The following is a 24,764-nucleotide window of genomic DNA, read 5'->3' as shown; positions in this document are numbered from 1 at the left end:
ATGTTAAGTGGTAAGACCGCCCTAATTACAGGTGGCTCAAGAGGAATCGGCAGAGCCATCGCAAAAAAACTCAGCAGCTTAGGCTGTAATATTGTCATCAACTACAATTCTAATGCTGCACCAGCTGAAGAACTAATAAACGAATTAAAAGTGGAAGGCAAAGAAGGATTGGCCCTTCAAGGGGATGTAAGCAATTTTGAAAATGCCAAAAATATTGTAGACACTACAGTAAAAACATATGGAAGCATCGATATTTTAATAAATAATGCAGGCATCACTAGAGATAATCTACTTTTAAGGATGAGTGAAGAAGATTTTGACCAAGTAATCAGTACAAACTTAAAAGGCGCTTTTAATTGTACAAAACACGCTTCTAAGTATATGTTAAAGAAAAAGAAAGGTAGAATCATTAGTATCGCCTCTGTTATAGGTTTAGTTGGCAATGCAGGACAGGCTAATTACGCAGCTTCAAAAGCAGGCATCATCGGCCTCACAAAGTCCGTAGCCAAAGAATTAGCAACAAGAAACATTACTGTCAATGCAATAGCTCCAGGTTTTATCGTGTCAGATATGACAGATCAATTAAGCGACGAACAAAAATCCGCAATCAAATCGAATATTCCTATGAATTCATTTGGTACTGCAGAAGATATCGCAAATTTAGTGGGTTTTCTAGCGTCTGATGAATCTGGCTACATAACAGGGCAGGTCATCAATGTAGACGGCGGAATGGCCATGTAGGAGGATTACTATGAATAGAGTAGTTATAACAGGAATGGGTACCATTAATCCATTAGGCAGTAGCATATCTGAATTTTGGGATAATATCGTTGCCGGTAAATGTGGAATCGATGAAATTACTCATTTTAACACTGATACATTTGAAGTAAAATGCGCTGGAGAAGTAAAAGAATTCAATCCAGAAAAATATATCCATAAGAGAGAATTAAAGAGATTGGATAAATACAGTCAGTTTGCCTTATACGCTGCTCATGAAGCCTATAATGATGCAAAACTAGGAGATTATGAAATTGATCGCGAGCGCATTGGCGTCTTTGTAAGTAGTGGTATTGGTGGAATTGACACCATACAAGATCAGACCAAAAAAATGTTTGACAAGGGTGTAGATAGAGTCTCTCCTTATTTTGTTCCCATGATGATTTCGAATATGGCAGCAGGTAATGTAGCTATTGCCTTAGAAGCAAAAGGGCCATGTTTAAATGTGGTTACAGCCTGTGCATCTGCTACCAATGCTATAGGAGAAGCCTTCAGGAAAATTCAATACGGTGAGATAGACATTGCTATTGCAGGTGGTACAGAAGCATCTATTAATGAATTAGGGATTTCTGGTTTTATGGCAATGAAGGCTTTAAGTAGAGCAACTGATCCTAAGAGAGCTTCTATTCCCTTTGATAAAGACCGTGAAGGTTTCGTCATGGGCGAAGGAGCAGGAATACTCATATTAGAATCCTTAGAGAATGCCCAAAAAAGAGGGGCTACAATATATGCCGAATTAGTTGGTTATGGTATCACTTGTGATGCTCACCATATTACGTCCCCTGCTCCAGAAGGCGAAGGAGCTATGCGCTCTATGAAAAATGCTTTAAAAGATGCTCATCTAAATACATCAGAAGTATCTTATATTAACGCTCATGGCACAAGTACTTATTACAATGATTTAAACGAATCATTAGCCATTAAAGCCCTATTTGGTGATGACGATATCACTCCACCAGTAAGTTCTACAAAATCCATGATCGGTCATTTATTAGGTGCTTCAGGAAGCGTAGAAGCCATCGCATGTGTCAAAGCAATACAAGACGATATTTTACCACCAACAATAGGATACAAAACCCCTGATCCAGAATGCGATTTAGACTATGTTCCAAACGAATCTAGAAAAACAGAGGTAAATGTAGTTCTGTCTAATTCATTAGGATTTGGTGGACATAATGCGACTATAGTGTTGAAGAAGTTTACGAAATAAGTTCTAAGTTATATGTTTTAAGTTCTAAGTAGAAGCTTTTAGTCACTAAAAGTGACCTATGTTTTTGCTTAAGAGCAATACCCCAGTAACTTACAACGTAAAACTTAGAACATACAACTAAACCGGAGGTTTTTCATGTTACTAAACAGTAATCAAATACAACAGATCATCCCACACCGTTTTCCCATGCTCTTAGTAGATCAGATTTTTGAGCTAGAGCCTGGAGTAAGTGCTACAGGATTAAAGAATGTTACGGCTAACGAACCCTTCTTTCAGGGACATTTCCCTCAAGAACACGTTATGCCAGGTGTACTCATCATCGAAGCCCTTGCACAAGTAGGTGCAGTAGCTCTTCTTAGCCTAGAGGAAAACAAGGGTAAAATTGCTTATTTTGGCGGTATTAAAAGCGCCAAATTCAAGAGAAAAGTCATTCCTGGAGATACTCTTACCTTAAAAACCGAAATCATCAAAAGCAGAGGTAGCGTAGGCGTAGGATCAGCCACAGCCTATGTAGGAGACGAAATCGCCGCAACAGCAGAATTGACCTTTGCGATTGGATAGTAAAACAGCTAGACGAAATGTCTAGCTGTTTTGGTTTTAAGTTCTATGTTGTAAGTTGTAAGACTTAGGGTATTTCTTTTGGGTCTAAGATCCTTCGCTACGCTCTAGGATGACAAAAGCAGGAGCTAGGGTCATAACATCGTCCATAGGCGAGGTTATTTTTCTTCCGATTTTAGCATTAGCTTTTACATAGAACTTAAAACTTAGAACTTACAACGAAGTATTAAAATGAGCTAAAGAGCTGATTTTAATACTTCTGCCTTATCCGTTCTTTCCCATGGGAAATCTTGATCTGTTCTTCCAAAGTGACCGTAGGCTGCTGTTTTTCTATAGATTGGCTTTCTAAGGTCTAAATCTCTGATGATTGCTGCTGGTCTTAAATCGAAGTGTGCATCGATTAATTCTGAAATCTTCTCCTCGCTGATCTTGCCTGTCCCAAATGTATCTACATAGACGGATACTGGTTTCGCAACACCAATTGCATAGGCTAGCTCTACTTCACATTTTTCAGCAAGTCCAGCTGCTACAATGTTCTTTGCCACATACCTTGCTGCATAAGCTGCAGAACGGTCTACTTTTGTAGGATCTTTGCCTGAGAAAGCTCCACCACCATGGCGGCCATATCCACCATAGGTATCTACGATAATCTTTCTACCTGTTAAACCAGAGTCTCCTTGAGGTCCTCCTACTACAAATCTTCCTGTTGGATTAATATAGATCTTTGTCTTCTCATCTAAAAGATCTTTATCTATTACAGGCTCGATTACATTTTTAATCAAATCTTCTCTTATAGTCTCTAATTCTACTTCTGGACCATGTTGCGTAGATATAACTACAGTATCTACTCTCACTGGTTTCTCGTCTTTGTATTCTACCGTAACTTGAGTTTTTCCATCAGGTCGTAGGTATTCTAAGGTTCTATTTTTTCTCACTTCAGACAATTTTTTAGCCAATCTATGAGCTAATGATATTGGTAGCGGCATAAGTTCTGGCGTTTCATTGCAAGCAAAACCAAACATCATTCCTTGATCGCCCGCTCCTGTACTTACATCAGCCTCCATTTCACCACTTCTAACTTCTAAAGCTGTATTAACACCTTGTGCTATATCCGGAGATTGCTCATCAATTGAAGTGATAACGGCACAAGTCTCAGAATCAAATCCATATTTTGCCCTTGTATAGCCGATCTCTTTGATGGTCTCTCTTACTACCTTTGGGATGTCCACGTAACAATTGGTGGTGATTTCTCCCATTACAAGAACCATTCCTGTTGTTATCGCTGTCTCACAAGCTACCCTAGCAACAGGATCTTGCTTTAATATTGCATCTAATACTGCATCTGATATTTGATCACAGATTTTATCTGGATGTCCCTCTGTAACAGATTCTGAAGTAAATAGTTTCTTTGTCATTTGTATCCCTCCATATATTTAGTTGAACGATGGTTAAAAGGTAGTTAAATAATTGTAGAACAATAGTTTAACGGTAGTATAACCATTGATGTTAAATAGTTCAGCAATTGTTTAAAAACAGAATAGAATTTTCTGATAAAGCATAGGAAGGTGCCTCTAGCACTTTAGTCGGTAACATCAGGGTATTCCTTTTGGGTCAAGATTCTTCGCTTACACTCAGAATGACTGGGCAGGAGCTGGTGCCAAAAGTATAATTTTCCTAATACACAACGAAAAGCCTCGTCAAATGACGAGGCTCTTAAAAATAACCTCCTCATCATTCAGTATATTCTGTAGGTATTAGCACCAATGCATTCATGCTGGTTGCCGGGTTTCATAGGGCCTATTCCCTCCACCACTCTGGATAAGGTAAACTACTATTCAATTTATTAAAATGTTACCATAGGTACCTATTAAAGTCAAGGGTAAGAATGTTCAGCTTGTGTGTCCTAAGCCTACTCCTAGAGATATTCTGATTTATTAAAATGAGTGTATAAATACATATAAACCGTACATACTAGTCCTTTAGGCATTATAGTCTTTAGTCGCTAGTATTAGGGTATTCCTTACCACCTATTTTTACACATTAACGAATATCAACAAATTATTTTTGTCTTTCATTATAAAATAGAGATATATTTTTGTAATTTTAGCCTAGCTTCTCCTATATACATAATATGAGGTGATATGATGTTGGGGATTAAACGAGATATTTTTGAATCGCTCAAATTCCATATAAAAGATGTTAATGCGAGCACTTTGCTCAGCATCCCATTAAAAAGAATATGTAGTTCCCCTTTTGTGGTAGTATGTATAGGAACAGATCGATGTATTGGCGATAGTTTAGGACCATTAGTAGGATACAATTTAAAAAATTTAGACGTTAGATATCCTGTATATGGCACTATAAACGAACCTATTCATGCTATGAATTTAGAAGAAAAACTTGAATTGCTAAAAGCAAATTACTCTAATCACAGTATCATTGCAGTAGATGCTTCTCTTGGAAACAAAAAATCTGTGGGCACTATTCAATTTAGAGAAGGTCCTATATACCCTGGAAAGGGTGTAGGAAAAAAGCTACCACCTATTGGAGACTACTCTTTAATAGGAGTTGTAGACACTATGGATAAATTTAATAACGCCAATATTCATCAAGTCCGATTGAGTTTTGTTATGGAAATGGCAGATGTTATAACGGATTGCCTGTATAAAGCTACACATAGCGCTTTGTATGCAAGAAATTAATGTAGTGCAGAAAAGTTGGTCCATTAGAAGTTTGGAAACTTGAGAGGTTCCTCTATACTTTAACATTCAGTCACCAGCCGCCAGCGACCAGCTACCAGCATTTTAGCTACATTCAGTAGCAGCAAAGTATACTTATGTATTCAAAGTATAGTCAATAGTACATTGGCTCCTAAACCAGCAAATCTTTAAGCTACCTGTGGTGGCAAAATACTGATTGCTGACCGCTGATGGCGAAGAAGGTGCCAAAAGGCACTTTCTTCTATATTTTCCAGTTTTCTATAAAGGTTTGTAGTTCTGGCGTTTTAGGTGAATATATAATATCTTTTGATGTTCCTGCTTCTACTATTTTACCTTTTGCCATAAATACGCATTCATCTGCTACTTTGCTAGCTAGTGCAGGATTATGAGTGACAAATATAATGGTGCTGCGCTCAAGTTTGTTCACTCTCCTCAAATAATCTGCAAGAAGTTTATTTCCTGTAATGTCTGTAGATGAAGATGGCTCGTCCATGAGAATCAACGCCCTTTTTCTTACTAATAATCTTGCGATAGCCACTCTTTGTGATTCTCCACCAGATAGTTGTAACGCATTTTTATTTGAGAATTCATTCATACCTACATACTTTAAAGCTTCCTGTATCCTCTGAGAACTTCCTTTTCCTTTATCTATTCCTAAGGATACATTTTTTAAGACTGTAGTATCAAACAAATAGATTTGTTGAGGCATATACGAGACTTTGTCATGATCAATATGAGGTTGTCCATTGTAGTAAATGGTTCCTTTAGTAGGTTGTTCAACTCCTGCGATCATTCGCAGTAAAGTTGTCTTTCCTGCCCCATTTCCGCCTATAATCGCATAGATTTTCCCTGCACTAAACTGGTAATGGTTCACATGTACAACTTCTTTTTCATTATAGACTTTTCTTATACCTTCTATCTTTACTTTCATTAGCGTTTCTCCTGAATGTGATGGGCAAAATAATTTATGACAAAAGAAATACTTAATAATATGATACCTAAGGCGAGGGCAATATCAAAATTTCCCTTTCCAGTCTCAAGAACAATAGCCGTAGTCATTACTCTAGTTCTAAATTGAATATTTCCTCCTACAAGAGTAATTGCTCCTACTTCGGAAATAGCCCTCCCATAGCCAGCTATAATGGCTGAAATAATAGGATATCTGCACTCGTGAAATAGCAATCTTAATATTTTCCCATCCCCTAAACCAATGCCTTTTCCAGTCTCCCAAATGATCTTTACTTTTGATTTTACAGCTGAAATAATGAGCCCAGTGACAATAGGAAAGATGATTAAGACTTGTGCAATAATCATAGCAACAGGTGTAAATAAGATATCAAGAAATCCTAGGGGCCCTTTTCTCGATAGAATCATATATACCACAAGACCTGCCACCACTGGTGGTATTCCCATAAAAGTATTGATCAGCCGCACAAGAATCTTTTTCCCTTTAAACTCTCTGCTTCCAATAAAAATTCCTGTTGGAATGGCGCCAAGAGCTGCAATAGTGGTGCTGGAAATGGACACAATTAAGGATAGAAGAATAATCATATATACTTCTCTATCTAAAGATGTAATTAATTTTAATGCTTCGATTAAACTCGTCAGTATCTGATTCATTGTCCCTCCCAGTCCTAAGGTACTCTCTTAATATACAAAAGGTCGCTATGGGCAGCGACCTTTTTTCACCATAACAAATCAAGATTCATAAGCTAGCACCCACGCCGGCTTGGATTATTATAAAAGCTCCTTAGTACTCTGTTTCTTGACTTGTTATAACATTATTTATTTCCCTTGATAATTTATAGAGAATAATGCATCGCCGTATTCTTCTTTACCAAATTCACCAATTTTAGCTAAAACTTCATCTGAAGTAATCCATTTTAAATAAGCATCTGCGCCTTCTTTATTGATGCCTTCCAATTTATCAGGATTAGCTTGGATTACTGTATATTGATTCATTAAATCATCTGATTCGCCTACAATAATGTCAAGCTCAAGCTTGTCTTTCATAGAAAGGTAAGTAGCTTTATCTGTTATAGTATATGCGCCTTCTTCACTAGCCATTTGAAGAACATCTCCCATGCCCTTTCCTGCAGACATGTACCAATCTCCCTCTGGTTTTATAGAATTCGCTTCCCATATTTTTAATTCTTTTTTGTGAGTACCAGACTCATCTCCTCTAGAAACAAATGTAGACTTTGTGTCTGCAATCTTCTTAAAGCCATCTGCTGCAGTATCTCCTTCAGCAATTTTAGCTGGATTATCGCTAGGTCCAACAATTACAAAGTAATTGTACATGATTTCAACTCTTTCTAATCCATATCCTTCTTCTACAAACTTCTCTTCATCAGCTTTCGCATGAATCAATAAGACATCTGCATTGCCATCTCTACCTGTTTGAAGAGCTTGTCCTGTTCCTTGAGAAACTACATCAAGAGTGTAGCCAGTTTCTTTTTCAAACATTGGTGTCAAATAATCCATCAGCCCTGAATCGTTTACACTTGTAGTAGTAGCAAGAGTAATTTCTTTGTCACCAGCAGTATTGTCCTCAGGTGTATTATTTTCTTCTGTAACTTGTTTTGGTTCTTCTGTGGTTTCATTTGCCTTATTACTGCAAGCAGTAAATGAGAAAATCAAAAGTGAAATAAGTAATAAAATAGATAATTTAGAAATCCATGATTTTTTTATAAACATATATCTTCCTCCTTTTCAAAATGGAAGGCAGTACCGTTTACAGCACCACCCTTACGTTTTTGCAACCATAGAACTTGTCCTTAGGTTGCAAAAATCGGAGCTTTTACTACTCTATTGTAACTCGATTGTGTTTAAATTGTCAAGCAGAGTGCCTTCGGTACTCGCTCTAAGTTCTACGTTGTAAGTTCTATGTAAGAAACAATTGTTGAACATTAGTCCAGCAATCGTTAGGCGCGTTGGTTTTCCACTTTCTGCTTTCCAACTTTTACGCTAAAATGAAATCCTCTCTGGTGCAGAATAGATATTTCCTTGATCTCCTCTAACATACCCTAGTAGAGTAATATTGTATTCCTGCCCTAATTTTACTGCAGCAGAGGTAGGAGTAGATCTCGAGACTAGAATAGGAGCACCTAATCTAATGATTTTCGTCATTATTTCCGAAGATATTCGCCCACTAACAAAGACAATGCTGTTTTCACACAAGTCCATTTTACCTTCTTTTAGTAAAATACCTGTTATCTTATCAAAGCAATTGTGCCTTCCTATATCTTCATTTAATATTTGATATTCTGGGGTATAAAACAATACGCTATGGACGCCGCCTATTTCTCGGAATATTTCAGATTTGTGCATAAAGTTCTTCATACTGCTTAATATGGTCTCAATAGGATATACTGTCTTACTATCAGCTGAAAAGTACTGGCTTTTCTTTAGGGGGTTAATGTAGGTATAACATTGACCACAACCAGAAGTCACACTCCTTAAGCTCTCTTGCCTGTTGACTTTTATTTCCTCTTTTAGCTCCACAATAACTGCCTGCATTCGCTCATTATAGTAGATTTCTTTTATATCCTCATAAGAGTTAATAACCCCATCATTGTAAAGAAAACCAAGAGTCAATTCTACTTCGTACTGATTTAAACAGAGAAGGGAAACCAATTCTTCTCCATTGACGATAATCTTTAGAGAAATTTCGGAGATGATCTTCTTTACTACTTCTTTTGTATAAAATTTGTCTTCTTCTTTTTCAATTTTTAGCACATCAAACTCTTGATAAATGTTTTCTTCCATATAAGCACCTCTTTTGTCTCTTTTAATCCGATTCTGCTATTGCTATACCACCTGACAGGGACCCCTCTTAGATAAGTTTTACTATGTCTCCTAATTTTATTTCTCCACTTGTAATTACTTTAGCAAAGATTTCACTGTGAATCAATTTGCAAGGCATCTTTGAGCGAGGTAATTGGCATGAATCTGCGTGGCAATCTTTATTACACTCTGTCAACCCTAGCTGTACTTGTCCTATTTCTAGTACATCGCCTATTTTAAGTGCCTCTAAAGGAATACCCTCTAATGTTATATTTTCCTTAAATTTATTGAAACAAAGACCCTTTTCTTCTTCCTTATCCATCCAGTCTTTTATCTCTGCAGATGTAATAGAGACCTGCCTATCTCCCTTTCCCTTGTGCCTGTCACCAAATACTCCCTGACCAGCTTCCATTTTAAGGACTTGTGATGGTTCCCCAACTTGCCCTTTTGTTTTATTGCAATATAGTCCTACTACTTTACCCTGCACCTTTATACCTCTTCTCTTAAAAGCTGAATTTCTCCTATACGATTCAGAGAGTATCCACCTAATTCCTGCAGTCTCTCTTTGAATTTTTCACTTTTTAGGACATCTAGGAAGGACTGAATAATTGGCAGGTCTAGGTAAGTTTGTGGTATAGCAAAATCGTATTCTTCTTCACCTATAGGGATAAAATCTAAATCCATAGCTTTCGCAGCAGACTGGATGCCCATTCCTACATCTGCACTATTACTTCCCACTAAAGCAGCTACTGCCATATGAGTTGAGGCTTCTCGATCATAGCCTTTAATCTCGTCTGGAGAAATGCCCATCTCCATTAATTTGTAATCAAATAGCAATCTAGTGCCTGCTCCCCTTTGCCGATTTACAAATCGATGGTTTTTTAAATCGTCTATTCCTTGAATATGTAATGGGTTTCCTTTTTTCACAATTAAACCTTGTATACGCCCTACTCCTTTTATAAGGGCCATAGGATCTTTAAACATTCTCTTTATATAATTTATATTATACTCTCCTGTTTTTTCATCTAAAAGGTGAATAGGAGCCATGTGAGCTTCTTTTCTCATTAATGCCATAAGCCCACCCATACTACCGACATGAGTGCTAGACACAAAAGTATTTGGATGGGTATTTGGCATCATATCCCCTATTACATCTAAAATTAAATCGTGGCTACCTATGACTACGACGGTATTTTCAATTTCTTGTAAGCTTCTATATAATTCAATCTTTACTTTTTCGCCTGCTTCAACGCCTTCGCTATTTTGATCGATGACACAAAAGCCATCTGCACGAACTAAAGACATAGCTGCTCCAGCACCTCTCGCCAATGGCGCTGCCACAATCTTACCACCTACACTACCTACTTTTACCCTTACGTATTCCTTGTGTTTTAAGCTGGACACAAGCCTTTTGGTGATAACAGCTTCAACTTCATTCGTTTTGTCCTTTGCTTGTCCACTAAACATGTTTATTACAGGTATTACAAAGTTTTCAAATCCTATATAAGCAGATACAGGGTACCCTGGTAAGCCTATTACAGGCTTGTTATTTACAATAGCTAGTATGACAGGCTTTCCTGGTTTGATGGCCACACCATGAATCAATACTTGTCCTAATTCTCTAAGGACGTGTACGGTATAATCTTCTGTTCCCGCACTAGAGCCTGCATTGACAATAACCATGTCGTATTTTTCTGTAGCCTCTTTGATTTTTTCCTTGATCTTGTCATAATCATCTTCTATAGTTGGAAATCGATGAGGTATGCCTCCTAGTAAAGTAATCATGTTTTCAAACATTCTGGAGTTGGATTCAATGATATCCCCTTCTTTTGGTTCTTCTGTAGGTTCTATAATCTCTGTACCTGTAGGAAAAATAGCTACCTCAGAACACTTTATCACTTCAACTTCTAAAATTCCTGCAGAAAGAAGTACACTAATATCAATGGGGCGTATTTTATGATTGCTGGGTAACAACATCTCCCCTACTACTATATCTTCTCCAATGGATCTTATATGTTGCCACGAAGAAGCGGCAGATACAATTCGAACTTTATTTTCTACACCAATGTCTATGAGATCTTCTGCCATGATAACTGCATCGTAAGGTGGATTGATTGGATCTCCTGTATCGACTACTTTAAAATCAACTCCTAATTCTAAATCAATAGGAGTAGCTTCATTAGCACCAATTGTCTTCTCCGAATTTACTGCAATTCCATCCATGGCAGATGCATTGAAAAGAGGCGAACAGTATTTAGCAAATATTGCATGTCTCGTCACTCGATTTAAAGAAGCAGTTACGGGAATGGTTTCATAAATTGGCGACCATATCTCTTTGATAGCCTTAAGATAAATTGCAATTGCTTCGTCTACAGGTGTGGTCTTTAAATATAAATTTCTTTTTTCCATAGTATCCTCCTATAGTAAGTGAACATAAACCATTTCGCCTACGTTTAGTCCTTCATGATTTTGATCTATAAATATATATCCATCTGATTCTGTCAATGTACTCATTAGCCCCGATTTTCCAAGTATCGGGCGAGCAATATAAGCTCCATTACTTTGAATAAGCTTTACTAATTGACAAGTTAGCCTACCTGGTGCACTGGCCACATTCGTCTCCATTTTAGCAAGAACCTGTATGTTCTTAGGTCTCTCCTCAAATGTTTCTTTCAGCCAAACTACAATAAGCTGGAAGACGATTAAAGCTGCTGCAGGATGGCCAGGAAGTCCTATCAAGATGGTTTTGCTTTTATCATCTACACCCAAAATAGTGGGCTTACCGGGCTTTAAGGCGATTCCATGAGTGAATACTCCAGGCTGAGACAACTCATTTAAAACTTTTGCTGTTATATCCTTTTTCCCTTGGGAGCTTCCTCCTGATACTACTACTATATCACTATCCTCCATAGCTTGTGATACAGCCTTTTGCAAAAGCTCTTCTTCATCTTTTAATACATAAGTCTGCTTTACTTTAAATCCCTGTTTTGTTGCCATAGATTCGATGGCATAGGTATTAATGTCATGAATTTGACCAAGCTTCGCCTGATCTTTAAGGCCTACGAGTTCATCTCCTGTGGAAATAATCGTCAGCGTAGGCATTTTATATACTTTTACTGTTTCAATACCTACAGATGCTAAAGTCCCTACTTCTTGAGCCCGAACTAAGGTCCCCTTTTTTAGCATTAATTGACCTTCTTTTCGATCTTCTCCAATAGATATAATATTGCTTCCTGAAGAAACAGTGCTATAAATGGCGACTTTAACTTCGTCAAAGAGCTCACTATACTCCACCATGACCATAGCATCTGCACCTTCTGGAACCATACCGCCTGTAGGGACATAAGCACATTGTCCACTTTTTAATACATGAGTAGATGGATATCCAATTTCAATTTCTTCTACAATATCTAAAAATACAGGCAGACTATCACTAGCACCCATTGTATCTTTAGCAATTACAGCATACCCATCTACTGTAGAGCGAGGAAATTCAGGAACCATACAAGGGCTATATATATCCTGTGCTAAGACTCGATCTATTGATGATTGAATGGTAATTTCTTCTGTATCTAAAAGAGACCATTGTACTGCTGAATGCAGTTTTTTTCTAGCCTCTTCTAAGGTATCTACTTTTAATAATTTCACAAATTCCCCTCCTTTGTAATGTAAACTCTACTGATTTAGTGTAATCCTTATCAAGGTCAATACACCTTATAAAGTCTTTTATGAAGCACGGTTTTCACTTTTATTTAAAAATATAAGATTATTATATATGAAGATATGATAAAACTCAATTGGGAACGATGATTGACGATTGTTAAATAATTAGAAAGAGAACCATCTCATGTGTGTTTTTTTGCCGTCAAATAAATCGTAATCACCTTTACACAACAAATCTACCCTAAAAGCAAGCTTTTCTACGAAAAAAGGCAGATATCTGCAAAGATACCTGCCTTCATAGCTAGCTATAATTAATTCTTCTTAACTGTTGCAGCGCATACTTTTAACTCTGGAATTTTTGCGATTGGGTCTAGTGCTGCGTTTGTTAGTAAGTTTGCTTTTCCATCTTCAAAGTGGAATGGCATGAATAGAACGCCTTTTTCTATTGTATCTGTTACATGGGCTTCTACATTAACTTTCCCACGGCGGCTACTTACTTCAACGATCTCTCCTTGAGCGATGCCAAGATTTGCTGCGTCTTCAGGGTTCATCTCTACATAAGAGTGTCCAGAAAGTTTATTTAAACCATCAACTTTACCCGTCATAGTACGAGTGTGATAATGGTATAAAATTCTTCCTGTAGTAAAGATGAATGGGTATTCTTCATCCGGTTGTTCTTCAGCTGGACGGTAAGTTGCTGGTTTAAAGATGGCTTTTTCTCCTCTGCTAAACTTCTCAGTATGTAAGATAGGAGTTCCAGGATGATCTTTATCTAAACAAGGCCATTGTATGCCGTCTTCCTGAATTTTATCTATGCTCATTCCACCGTAAGAAGGTGTAACACTTGCTATTTCTTCTAATATTTCGGCAGAATTTGTAAAGCTATTTTCATAACCTAAGCCCTTCATTACATCTATTAGGATCTCATAATCTAGTCGAGTATCTCCTATAGGCTTCATTGCTGCATTTACTAATTGAACACGTCTTTCTGTGTTTGTAAATGTACCATTCTTTTCTGCAAAAGAAGTAGCTGGTAAAACCACATCTGCTAATTGTGCAGTTTCTGTCATAAAGATGTCTTGTACTACTACGAATTCACATTCCTTTAAAGAGTGTTCTACATGATTACTATCAGGATCAGATACCATTGGATTTTCACCCATAATGTACAAGCAGCGAATTTCTTTCTCTAAAATGGCTTCAAACATTTCAGTAGCTGTTAATCCTTTTTTGTCTGAAAGAGATACGCCCCATGCTTTTTCAAATTTCTTGATAACGTCTGGGTTAGCAACTTTTTGGTATCCTGGGAAGTCTGTAGGAAGAGCTCCCATGTCGCAAGCGCCTTGAACATTGTTTTGTCCTCTTAGTGGATTTACGCCACAAGCATATTTTCCAATATTACCACATAATAAGGCCATATTAGATACACTCATAACGCCTTCTGTTCCACTGCTGTGTTGTGTAACACCCATTGCGTATAAAATAGACGCAGTTGGTGCAGTTGCGTACATTTTTGCAGCTTTTACTAGATCATTTGAGTCAATTCCACAAATGCGAGCTACTACTTCTGGTGTATACTCTTTTACTACTTCTTTTAATTCTTCAAAACCTTCTGTACGACTATTTACATATTCTTTATCTAAAAGATCTTCTTTAATAATTACGTGCATCATTCCATTTAATAGAGGAATGTTTGTACCTGGTTTAATTTGAAGGAAAAGATCTGCTTGTTTTGCCAACGGTATTTCTCTTGGCTCAGCTACAATTAGTTTAGCACCTTTATTTAGCCCTTGTCTTACATTCATACCGATAACGGGATGAGTTTCTGTAGTATTAGAACCTATAATAAAATAAAGGTCGCTATCTTTCACTTCATCGATGGTGTTAGTCATGGCTCCTGAACCTAGAGTTGTAGCCAAGCCTGCTACTGTAGACGCATGGCAAAGTCTTGCACAGTGATCCACATTGTTGGTTCCAATAGCTGCACGCATCATCTTCTGGAATATGTAATTTTCTTCATTTGTACAACGAGCGCTAGATAGTCCAGCAAAAGCATCTGGTCCGCTTTCTTTTTTAATAGCGTTCATTTTATCTAGTATAAGAGTAAGCGCTTCTTCCCAAGATGCTTCACGGAAGACACCATTTTCTTTAATTAATGGAGTTTTTAATCTATCATTAGAGCGTACGAAGTCGTATCCGTATCTTCCCTTTACGCATAATCTTCCGTCGTTTGCCTTTGTACCTTCTACAGCTGATATCCCGACGATGTCATCGCCCTTCATATGTAAATACATTTGGCAGCCTACACCACAGTATGGGCATGTAGTACGTACTTTAGTGATATCCCAAGCCCTACCTTTACCTACAGATTTTTTACTAACTAAAGCCCCTGTAGGACATACTTGAACACAATTTCCACATTGAACGCAACTAGATTCTCCCATGCCGTCGTTATAGTCACATATGACCTCAGAAGAAGATCCTCTGTAACCTACAGATAAGACTTTATTACCTACTAAATCACTACAAACTGTAACACATTTATTACAAAGGATACATTTTCTGTTGTCCCTTGTAATCATGACGCTTGAATCGTCTATGATTTGCTCTGGTAAAGATTCCATTTTAAATGCTGGCATATGAATCCCTAAATCATAAGCTGCACTTTGTAAGCTACAATCTCCATTGGCTTCACAAGACATACAATCGTGTTGGCCATTAGAAATCAATAAGTTTACGATATTTCGGCGAGCACTTAGTACATCTGGTGATGCTGTATGAATAACCATACCATCATATATTTTTTGATTACATGCTGGTGCTAACTTCTTTGACCCGACGATTTCTACGACACATATTCTACATGAAAAAGTATCGTGAACGCCGTCAAGGTGACAAAAAGTTGGTATATGTATTCCATTTTCTTTGGCTACTTGAAGTATGTTTTTTCCTTCTTCTGCCTGTATTATCTTATTATCAATTGTTATTGTAATCATCGTCAACCTCCTCCTTTTATTCGTCTACTATTTCGTTATGGCGTCAAACGGACAATCTTGATAACATACGCCACACTTAATACATGCTTCTTGATCTATGACAAATGGTATTTCTGCTTTCTTGTCTCCAGTAATGGCATTTACTGGGCAATTCTTTTTACAAATACCACAGCTCTTACAAGTGTCTTCTTGGATTTCATAAGCCGTTAAGTTTCTACATACTCCTGCGGAACACTTGTGGTTTAAGATATGATCTTCGTATTCTGATCTAAAGTATTTTAAGGTACTTAAAACAGGATTTGGTGCGGTTTGTCCTAATGCACATAGGGACGATTTTTGGATATCTTTTGCTAACTGCTCTAAATCATCGAGGTCATCTAGCGTTCCTTTTCCTTCTGTGATTTTGTCTAGGAGTTCCATCATTCTTCTCGTTCCTAAACGACATGGAGTACATTTTCCACAGGACTCGTCTACAGTAAACTCTAAGAAAAATCTTGAGATGTCCACCATACAAGTATCTTCGTCCATAACAACCATACCACCAGAGCCTACGATAGAACCAATTTTAGCAAGGGATTCAAAGTCTACTGGAGTATCCATTAAGTCTAGTGGAATACATCCACCTGATGGACCACCTGTTTGTACTGCCTTTAATGCTTTACCGTTTGTTACGCCACCACCGATATCGTTAACGATTTCATTTAATGGCATACCCATTGGTACTTCAACAAGTCCAGCGTTTTCTACTTTTCCTACAAGCGCAAATACTTTCGTTCCAGGTGATTTTTCTGTACCAATGCTTCTAAACCATTCTGCTCCCTTTTGGAAGATAATAGGCACACATGCAAGGGTTTCAACATTGTTTAGAATGGTAGGCTTTTGCCATAGACCTTTGTGAGAAGTTCTTGGTGGCTTCATTCTTGGCATTCCTCTGTTCCCTTGAATGGATTCCATAAGAGCTGTACCTTCACCACATACAAACGCTCCAGATCCAAGACGTAAATCAAGGTCAAAATCAAAACCAGATCCTAATATATTTTTACCTAGTAAGCCATATTCTCTCGCTTGTTCGATAGCAATGCGTAGCATTTTAACTGCTACTGGATACTCTGCTCGAACGTAGATATACCCTTGACTAGCACCAACTGCATAAGCGCCAATGGCCATTCCTTCTATAACAGCATGAGGGTCGTTTTCAAGGATATTACGATCCATGTAAGCACCTGGATCTCCCTCATCGGCGTTACAAAGGAAGTATTTTTGATTGGCTTGGATGCCATACGCCTCGTTCCACTTTCTTCCAGTAGGGAAACCTGCGCCTCCTCTTCCTCGAAGGTTTGCTTCTGTCATTAGATCAATTACATCCTTTTGCGTTTTTTCAGACAGAACTTGCTCTAATGCACGGTAACCATCAAATGCTATGTAATCATCAATATTTTTAGGATCAATTAAACCACTATTTTTTAATGCAACTCTTGTTTGCTTTTTATAGTAATCTCCAGCTAAGACAAGACGACCGTCTCTCATCTCTGCTGTGCCGTTTGCTAATAATTTTGCTTCTAATTCTGGTTTGTGAGACTCACGAATACGATGTAGTTCTTCTCTATTAATCAACGCACTCAACCTCCTGACTGTATTTCGCTATTATATCCTTAACATCAGACTTTTTAACCTTTGCATAAACGTCTTCATCAACTACAACTACTGGTGCTTTACTACAATCTCCTACACATCTACAATCTGTAATAGAGAATTGAAGATTTGGAGTCGTTTCACCACCTTTTATTCCTAAGATATTTTCAAATTCTTCTAAAATATCTTGTGCGCCTTTTACATAGCATGCCGTTCCTAGACAAATGCTAATATTGTGCTTGCCTTTAGGAATAAAGGTAAATTGAGAGTAATAAGTCGCCACGCCAAATACTTTTGATGCAGGTACGGCTAATCCACTAGCGATCATTTCCATGATTTCTTGTGGTAGATACCCAAATTTAACCTGAGCTTCTTGTAGGACTGGAATCAAAGCCCCAGGCATTTTTCTGTGTTCTAAAATAAACTCCTTAAACTCTAGGATTTTTTCTTTGTTCTTTTCAAGATCAAAGGTAAACTCCATACATACTTCCCCCTTTTGTTTTTTATATTAATTTAAGTAAATCTATAACATGATATTTTACATGCCTATGCATAAGGAATGGACTATGTACATAATATCCATATATTAATACATAAGTCAACATGTTATTTAATTAACAATTATGGCGTCAATGTACCATAAACTGAAACTAATACCATAAAGTAAAACTTTTTTTTGCCAAATAAAAAGAAAGGTAAAGGCTTGAAAGATTCACATATTGTATTTGTATACAAGAACAATACTTACTACTTGCGTACAATACGATATTCATGTGACCTTTTCAAGGTCTTCTCCTTTCCGCAATGGGAGGCGTTATCGTTTCCGATAATACCCTATAGATTCATTATTCCTAGATTTTATCCTTAGATACAATGAATTCGGAGTTTATATAATTTATAAAACTAGTATAACGTTTTTTTTTTTAAATGTCTAGCAAAATTAGAAATTTTGTCTTATATACAACTTATTTTAACTTGTACAGAGATTATTTTACAATACATTCAGTGAGGTTCTAGAGCAAGAAAGTACCTTTGGCACTTTAGCCATCAGCAATCAGCTGCCAGCTATCAGTGCTAGGATCGAGTCTCACAAGTCAAACATTCACCTACACATAAAGATAGTTTATATAATAGTTGAATTCAAAAATGAACTTTCGTAATATATAAAAAAAGCGATCAGCTGATGTTCGCTAATCGCTAATTGTATTATCATATTAAAGTAGTCGTAGTCCTCCATTACCTAGCTTTGCCAAATCCCCTCTCTTGATTTCTATATTAGCAAGTAAGCAAGGAAATATGAGATCAAAGCTAAAATGCTTATTGTAGATGCCCCCTCCTGGAATACCTACAATCTGTACATCTCCAATTTTACCTAATGCCATCATGCAACCAGGTAAAACAGGGAGCCCGTAGAGCACATCTTCTGCACCTGCCTTAATAATCCCCTCTAGAGTTACATCATCTGGATCTACGGAAAGACCAGCTGTAGCTATGATTAAATCTGCCCCAGATTGAATAAGCTCTTGTATTTTACTGCTGATTTTCTCTGGATTATCAGGGGCTATTTCTCTAGCAACAACCTGGCAGCCGTAGGTCTCCACTTTTAACTTTATAATTTCTGTGTACTTATCTTCTATTTTATTTTCATATATTTCTGTTCCAGTAATGAGAATTCCTACTTTTGCCTTTCTAAAGGGCATTACTTTTATAAGAGGTTCTTCTCCTAATATATTTATTGCTTTTAAATAGTCCTCATTAGAAATGTATAAAGGTATGGCTCTTGTGCCTGCTATGAGTTGATCTTTTTTTACAAGAGTATTATTTTTTAGTGTAGCGCAGATCACGCCAAAGGAATTGTTAAACTTACAAAGTTTATCTTCATCAAAGATAAGTATTCCATCATACTCGGCAATAAAGTTTATTTTGCCTTCTTGTGCGGCACTATTTGCCAATACACCTTGACCTTTCATGGCAGATGCAAAGCTTAATGCTACTTCATTCTCGTGTTTATACTCTTTTATAAAAGGATTATTTTCCTCTACATATAAGTAATTCTTTCCAATCATTTTAAGTTTCTCTATGTCTTCTTCCTGGATTACATGACCCTTATAAAATTCCGTTCTCTTTTCTGTCTTTGATATTTTTGCAATATCATGAAGTAAGTGAAATCCAATAGATTCTTCTACTCTTGTTTTGTTCAATGATAGAGTATCCTTTACTTTTGGATTACCATTTTCATCAATGAGATCATAAGGCAATTCTTGTGCACATCCCCTGCATATACTGCCATGTGATTTAGGATATGTTTCATCACAAATAGGGCATACTACTGTTTTCCCCATCTTTTTCTTTTTTAAATGTTTTTTATGTACTTTTGTTGGCTCTATAGAAAATAATGAAGTTCCTGCATCAATCATTTCCTTGAACAGTAACTCCGTGTCCTGTTGATCCTTTGATTTTTGTTTTAAAAACCATGTCTCTACTTCATGCCATTTTTTAAGTTGGAATCTGTCTAAAAATACTCTTATGCCAACACCTGTATACTTATCGTAAAAAACAGCTGCAAAACGACCAAAATCTAGTATCTTCAACCACCCATTCCCTACAGAGCAAGGAGTCAAAAGCTGAATAGCATCCGGTAAACAAGTTTTTGTCTCGCAGATCACATCAAACAAGATGTCTCTTGGTAAGTTTTCTATGGCAATATTCACCATAAAACCTCCCAGTAAAACACCTGGTGCTACAGTACCGTGAAAGGCCTCTATTGTATTTTTATATTCTTCATAAGTTAAATTGCCAAATTTCATATATCCACCTCTATATTTGTTTTATTAGTTTCTAGTTCTTAATCACTAGCAGAAATCGTCTTCGATGATTTCGTTGTAAGTTCTACGTAATATCACTTAGTTACCGCCAATAACTAAGAATTAAAAACCTATTAACAATAGTTGGACGATCGTTGAGTAATGGTTAAACTATTATCAAGCAATCACTTTAAAAACAAGTGGAAGAAGTATTGAATACTCCTCCACTTATTTTAAAATAGGGAAATTCTTCTTTTGAATTTAACTACTATTTAAGCTATCTTTCTACGTAGTTGAATCTTCGACCTGTAAGACTTTACCCTAGCACTAGTGGGTAATTGCTGATAGCTGATAGCTAAAGTGCCAAGACACTTTCTTGTTAAGATATTTTTTCTATTGCTACAGCACAAGCCTTATACTCTGGTGTCTTTGTAATACTGTCTTTTCCTGTAGAAGTAGTTAACCAGTTGGCATTGTTTTCAAAGTAGTGAATTGCCATCCAAACAAGCCCTGGTTGAATTCTTTCAGAAACTCTTGCAGTCACTTTAACTTCACCTCTTCGAGATCTAACGATGATCTTTTCACCATGTTCAATGCCAAGTCGTTTCGCATCTACATCGGAAATATCTGCGTATTCTTCTGGCAATAAATCATTAAGGCCTTTTGCTCTTCCTGTTTGAGTTCTAGTATGATAATGATATAATCTTCTTCCTGTACTCAATGTAAATGGATACTCTTCATCTGGCACTTCTGTTGGTGGTCTCCAGTCTAAATCTGATAGATATGCTTTTCCACCAGGGCGAGCAAAGTTTCCATTCATATGTAATATTTGTGTGCCTGGGTCTTCAACTGACCTACATGGCCATTGGATACCATCTTCTTCTATCTTATCAAAAGTAAGACCTTTAAAATTATCTGCTAATGGAGCTACTTCATTATCCCAGATTTCTGGCCCGCTACTAGCTTCCCAGTTGTGACCAAAGCGTTTAGCCACTTCTTTAAATATCCACCAATTTGGTTTTGCATCTCCTGGAGCATCTTTTATCTTACGAACTCTACTTACTCTTCTTTCACAGTTTGTAAAAGTTCCATCGTCTTCACTCCATGCAGCAGCTGGGAATATAACATCTGCATATTGAGTAGTCTCTGTCATGAACAAGTCATTACAAACTACGAATTCTGCTGCTTCTAAACAACTTATAACATGGCTAATGTCTGGCTCTGTAGCGACGATATTTTCTCCAAAGATCCAGAGTGCTTTTTGTTCACCTGTTTTTAAGCCATCCATCATGTCTGGAATCATTTTACCTAATTGATCTGGTAAGTTTTCAACGCCCCATGCTTTTTCAAATTTTTCTCTTGCTTTAGGGTCTACAACATATTGATAGCCGTGATATGTATTTGGAAGAGCTCCCATATCACAAGCTCCTTGTACATTGTTTTGTCCTCTTAGTGGGTTTACACCTGCATTTTCTTTACCTACATTGCCTAATAGGAGTTGTAGGTTTGCAACAGATTTAACATTATCTGTACCTGAATTATGCTCTGTAATACCTAATGTGTAAAGCGCCATTCCTGGTCTATTGTCCCAAAGCATATTCGCTATTCTTATGATTTGTTCTTCAGGAACACCACTGATTTCAGCTACTCTACTTGGCGGATATTCAAGTACTTTAGCTTTGAAATCTTCCCAATTTTCACAGTGCTCTTTTACAAATTCTTTATCGTATTTATCTTCTGTAATTAGGACATTCATTATCCCATTTAGGAAGGCAACGTCAGAACCCACTTTTAATTGAGCAAATTCATCTGCGTAATCTGCAAGTCTGTGTCTACGTGGATCTACAACAATAAGCTTAGCGCCATTTCTCTTACCATTTTTTACAAAGGTAGCAGCTATTGGGTGAGCTTCTGTCATATTTGTTCCTATACAGAAAAGTAAATTTGTATTAGCACATTCACCTAAAGAGTTTGTCATACCACCTGTACCTAGTGATGCTGCTAAGCCTGCTACAGTTGGAGCATGGCAAACACGTGCACAGTGGTCAATATTGTTTGTTTTAAATACTGCTCTGAAAAGTTTTTGCATTTGGTAAGAATCTTCGTTAATACTTCTTGCACAGCTGATTCCACCTACCGCATCGTTCCCATGTTTTTCGATAATGCTCTTAAATTTAGAAACTACTAAATCTAATGCTTCATCCCATGATGCTTCACGAAAAACGCCATTTTCCTTAATTAGTGGTGTAGTAAGTCTTTCTTTTGAATAGATAAAGTCATATCCATAACGACCTTTAACACATAATCTTCCCTTATTAGGAAGTGCGTCTTCTACACCCGATACCTCGATGATTTGATCGCCCTTCATGTGTAAATACATTTGGCACCCTACACCACAGTATGGACATGTAGTACGTACTTTAGTTATTTCGTAGATTCTTCCCTTTCCTACAGACTTCTTGCTAACTAAAGCTCCTGTAGGACATACTTGAACGCATTGTCCACATTGAACGCAGCTAGATCCTCCCATATCATCGTTGTAGTCACATATGATCTCAGAAGAAGATCCTCTGTAACCTACAGACAAGACATCATTACATACAATATCGTTACATACAGTTACGCATTTATTACAAAGAATACATTTTCTGTTGTCCCTTATAATCATAACACTTGAATCGTCTATGATTTGTTCTGGTAAAGATTCCATTTTAAATGCTGGCATTTGAATCCCTAAATCATAAGCTGCACTTTGTAAGCTACAATCTCCATTGGCTTCACAAGACATACAATTGTGTTGTCCGTTAGAAATTAATAAGTTTACGATATTTCGACGAGCACTTAGTACATCTGGTGATGCTGTATGAATAACCATACCATCATATATTTTTTGATTACATGCTGGCGCTAACTTCTTTGACCCGACGATTTCTACGACACATATTCTACATGAAAAAGTATCGTGAACGCCGTCAAGATGACAAAAAGTTGGTATATGTATTCCATTTTCTTTGGCTACTTGAAGTATGTTTTTTCCTTCTTCTGCCTGTATTATCTTATTATCAATTGTTATTGTAATCATCGTCAACCTCCTCCTTTTATTCGTCTCCTATTTCGTTATGGCGTCAAACGGACAATCTTGATAACATACGCCACACTTAATACATGCTTCTTGATCTATGACAAATGGTATTTCTGCTTTCTTGTCTCCAGTAATGGCATTTACTGGACAATTCTTTTTACAGATACCACAGCTCTTACAAGTGTCTTCTTGGATTTCATAAGCCGTTAAGCTTCTACATACTCCTGCGGAACACTTGTGGTTTAAGATATGATCTTCGTATTCTGATCTAAAGTATTTTAAGGTACTTAAAACAGGATTTGGTGCAGTTTGTCCTAATGCACATAGGGACGATTTTTGGATATCTTTTGCTAACTGCTCTAAATCATCGAGGTCATCTAGCGTTCCTTTTCCTTCTGTGATTTTGTCTAGGAGTTCCATCATTCTTCTCGTTCCTAAACGACATGGAGTACATTTTCCACAGGACTCGTCTACAGTAAACTCTAAGAAAAATCTTGAGATGTCCACCATACAAGTATCTTCGTCCATAACAACCATACCACCAGAGCCTACGATAGAACCAATTTTAGCAAGGGATTCAAAGTCTACTGGAGTATCCATTAAGTCTAGTGGAATACATCCACCTGATGGACCACCTGTTTGTACTGCCTTTAATGCTTTACCGTTTGTTACGCCACCACCGATATCGTTAACGATTTCATTTAATGGCATACCCATTGGTACTTCAACAAGTCCAGCGTTTTCTACTTTTCCTACAAGCGCAAATACTTTCGTTCCAGGTGATTTTTCTGTACCAATGCTTCTAAACCATTCTGCTCCCTTTTGGAAGATAATAGGCACACATGCAAGGGTTTCAACATTGTTTAGAATGGTAGGCTTTTGCCATAGACCTTTGTGAGAAGTTCTTGGTGGCTTCATTCTTGGCATTCCTCTGTTCCCTTGAATGGATTCCATAAGAGCTGTACCTTCACCACATACAAACGCTCCAGATCCAAGACGTAAATCAAGGTCAAAATCAAAACCAGATCCTAATATATTTTTACCTAGTAAGCCATATTCTCTCGCTTGTTCGATAGCAATGCGTAGCATTTTAACTGCTACTGGATACTCTGCTCGAACGTAGATATACCCTTGACTAGCACCAACTGCATAAGCGCCAATGGCCATTCCTTCTATAACAGCATGAGGGTCGTTTTCAAGGATATTACGATCCATGTAAGCACCTGGATCTCCCTCATCGGCGTTACAAAGGAAGTATTTTTGGTCGGCTTCAATACCGTAAGCTTCATTCCACTTTCTACCAGTAGGGAAGCCTGCTCCTCCTCTTCCTCGAAGGTTTGCTTCTGTCATTAGATCAATTACGTCTTTGGGGCTTTTTTCAGACAAAACTTGTTCTAATGCGCGGTAACCATCAAATGCTATGTAATCATCAATATTTTTAGGATCAATTAAACCACTATTTTTTAATGCAACTCTTGTTTGCTTTTTATAGTAATCTCCAGCTAAGACAAGACGACCGTCTCTCATCTCTGCTAT

Annotated in this window: 18 protein-coding genes and 3 riboswitches; of the genes, 4 read left to right on the top strand and 14 right to left on the bottom strand. The window is 37.3% G+C overall.

Annotated elements, in window-relative coordinates; genetic code table 11:
* From fabG to fabZ, 3 genes are all read left to right on the top strand, one after another.
* Complete coding sequence (gene fabG, locus DES36_RS09275) at window positions 1-741, top strand: 3-oxoacyl-[acyl-carrier-protein] reductase (RefSeq protein ID WP_113920948.1); 741 nt, start codon at window positions 1-3, stop codon at window positions 739-741.
* A 10-nt stretch (window positions 742-751) separates the two neighbouring features.
* Entirely contained in the window at window positions 752-1,987 is a 1,236-nt protein-coding gene (gene fabF / locus DES36_RS09270) for a beta-ketoacyl-ACP synthase II (protein ID WP_113920947.1), read from the top strand.
* Between the two features lie 135 nt (window positions 1,988-2,122).
* A complete protein-coding gene (gene fabZ, locus DES36_RS09265; protein WP_113920946.1) occupies window positions 2,123-2,548 on the top strand; it encodes a 3-hydroxyacyl-ACP dehydratase FabZ in 426 nt (141 codons plus the stop codon).
* Window positions 2,549-2,781: 233 nt separating this feature from the next.
* On the opposite strand, the gene metK is transcribed toward fabZ, so the two are convergent.
* Window positions 2,782-3,960, bottom strand: coding sequence for a methionine adenosyltransferase (gene metK / locus DES36_RS09260; RefSeq protein WP_113920945.1), 1,179 nt, complete (start codon window positions 3,958-3,960; stop codon window positions 2,782-2,784).
* A gap of 310 nt (window positions 3,961-4,270) precedes the next feature.
* Window positions 4,271-4,370: riboswitch (SAM riboswitch) on the bottom strand.
* A gap of 319 nt (window positions 4,371-4,689) precedes the next feature.
* Between metK and yyaC the strand changes: the two genes are divergently transcribed.
* Window positions 4,690-5,247: a spore protease YyaC gene (gene yyaC / locus DES36_RS09255; RefSeq protein WP_113920944.1), complete on the top strand. Its 558-nt coding sequence runs from the start codon at window positions 4,690-4,692 to the stop codon at window positions 5,245-5,247.
* Between the two features lie 259 nt (window positions 5,248-5,506).
* Here the strand turns inward: yyaC and DES36_RS09250 are convergent, their stop codons facing one another.
* The 13 genes from DES36_RS09250 to DES36_RS09190 form a co-directional block, all read right to left on the bottom strand.
* Entirely contained in the window at window positions 5,507-6,196 is a 690-nt protein-coding gene (locus tag DES36_RS09250; RefSeq protein ID WP_113920943.1) for an ABC transporter ATP-binding protein, read from the bottom strand.
* The gene (locus DES36_RS09245; protein WP_113920942.1) at window positions 6,196-6,885 is read right to left on the bottom strand and encodes an ABC transporter permease; all 690 of its coding nucleotides are present in this window, start codon (window positions 6,883-6,885) and stop codon (window positions 6,196-6,198) included. Before DES36_RS09245 ends, DES36_RS09250 begins: the two co-directional genes overlap by 1 nt.
* A gap of 165 nt (window positions 6,886-7,050) precedes the next feature.
* On the bottom strand, window positions 7,051-7,962 hold the full coding sequence (locus DES36_RS09240; RefSeq protein WP_113920941.1) for an ABC transporter substrate-binding protein: 912 nt from the start codon (window positions 7,960-7,962) through the stop codon (window positions 7,051-7,053).
* A riboswitch (molybdenum cofactor riboswitch) is annotated at window positions 7,955-8,074 on the bottom strand. (Overlaps the previous gene by 8 nt.)
* Window positions 8,075-8,232: 158 nt before the next feature.
* Window positions 8,233-9,033, bottom strand: coding sequence for a formate dehydrogenase accessory sulfurtransferase FdhD (gene fdhD, locus DES36_RS09235; protein WP_113920940.1), 801 nt, complete (start codon window positions 9,031-9,033; stop codon window positions 8,233-8,235).
* Between the two features lie 67 nt (window positions 9,034-9,100).
* Window positions 9,101-9,538, bottom strand: coding sequence for an MOSC domain-containing protein (locus DES36_RS09230; RefSeq protein WP_113920939.1), 438 nt, complete (start codon window positions 9,536-9,538; stop codon window positions 9,101-9,103).
* 2 nt (window positions 9,539-9,540) lie between these two features.
* A complete protein-coding gene (locus DES36_RS09225; RefSeq protein WP_113920938.1) occupies window positions 9,541-11,460 on the bottom strand; it encodes a molybdopterin biosynthesis protein in 1,920 nt (639 codons plus the stop codon).
* A gap of 9 nt (window positions 11,461-11,469) precedes the next feature.
* Window positions 11,470-12,699 (bottom strand): molybdopterin molybdotransferase MoeA, encoded by a 1,230-nt coding sequence (locus tag DES36_RS09220; RefSeq protein WP_113920937.1) that lies wholly within the window; start codon window positions 12,697-12,699, stop codon window positions 11,470-11,472.
* 326 nt (window positions 12,700-13,025) lie between these two features.
* On the bottom strand, window positions 13,026-15,710 hold the full coding sequence (fdhF, locus tag DES36_RS09215; RefSeq protein ID WP_113920936.1) for a formate dehydrogenase subunit alpha: 2,685 nt from the start codon (window positions 15,708-15,710) through the stop codon (window positions 13,026-13,028).
* A gap of 27 nt (window positions 15,711-15,737) precedes the next feature.
* Entirely contained in the window at window positions 15,738-17,324 is a 1,587-nt protein-coding gene (locus tag DES36_RS09210; RefSeq protein ID WP_242981745.1) for an NADH-ubiquinone oxidoreductase-F iron-sulfur binding region domain-containing protein, read from the bottom strand.
* Entirely contained in the window at window positions 17,317-17,823 is a 507-nt protein-coding gene (nuoE, locus tag DES36_RS15165) for an NADH-quinone oxidoreductase subunit NuoE (protein ID WP_113920935.1), read from the bottom strand. Before nuoE ends, DES36_RS09210 begins: the two co-directional genes overlap by 8 nt.
* Before the next feature lie 295 nt (window positions 17,824-18,118).
* A riboswitch (molybdenum cofactor riboswitch) is annotated at window positions 18,119-18,239 on the bottom strand.
* 317 nt (window positions 18,240-18,556) lie between these two features.
* Window positions 18,557-20,149, bottom strand: a complete 1,593-nt coding sequence (locus DES36_RS09200) for an FmdE family protein (protein WP_113920934.1) — start codon at window positions 20,147-20,149, stop codon at window positions 18,557-18,559.
* 376 nt (window positions 20,150-20,525) lie between these two features.
* Window positions 20,526-23,228 (bottom strand): formate dehydrogenase subunit alpha, encoded by a 2,703-nt coding sequence (gene fdhF, locus DES36_RS09195; RefSeq protein ID WP_113920933.1) that lies wholly within the window; start codon window positions 23,226-23,228, stop codon window positions 20,526-20,528.
* Window positions 23,229-23,255: 27 nt separating this feature from the next.
* Window positions 23,256-24,764, bottom strand: a 1,509-nt coding sequence (locus DES36_RS09190) for an NADH-ubiquinone oxidoreductase-F iron-sulfur binding region domain-containing protein (protein WP_113920932.1), incomplete at its 5' end; no start/stop codon positions are given.

It is taken from the genome of Alkalibaculum bacchi (assembly GCF_003317055.1).
Lineage (GTDB): Bacteria > Bacillota > Clostridia > Eubacteriales > Alkalibacteraceae > Alkalibaculum > Alkalibaculum bacchi.
This window is presented reverse-complemented; position numbering and strand designations above follow the sequence as displayed.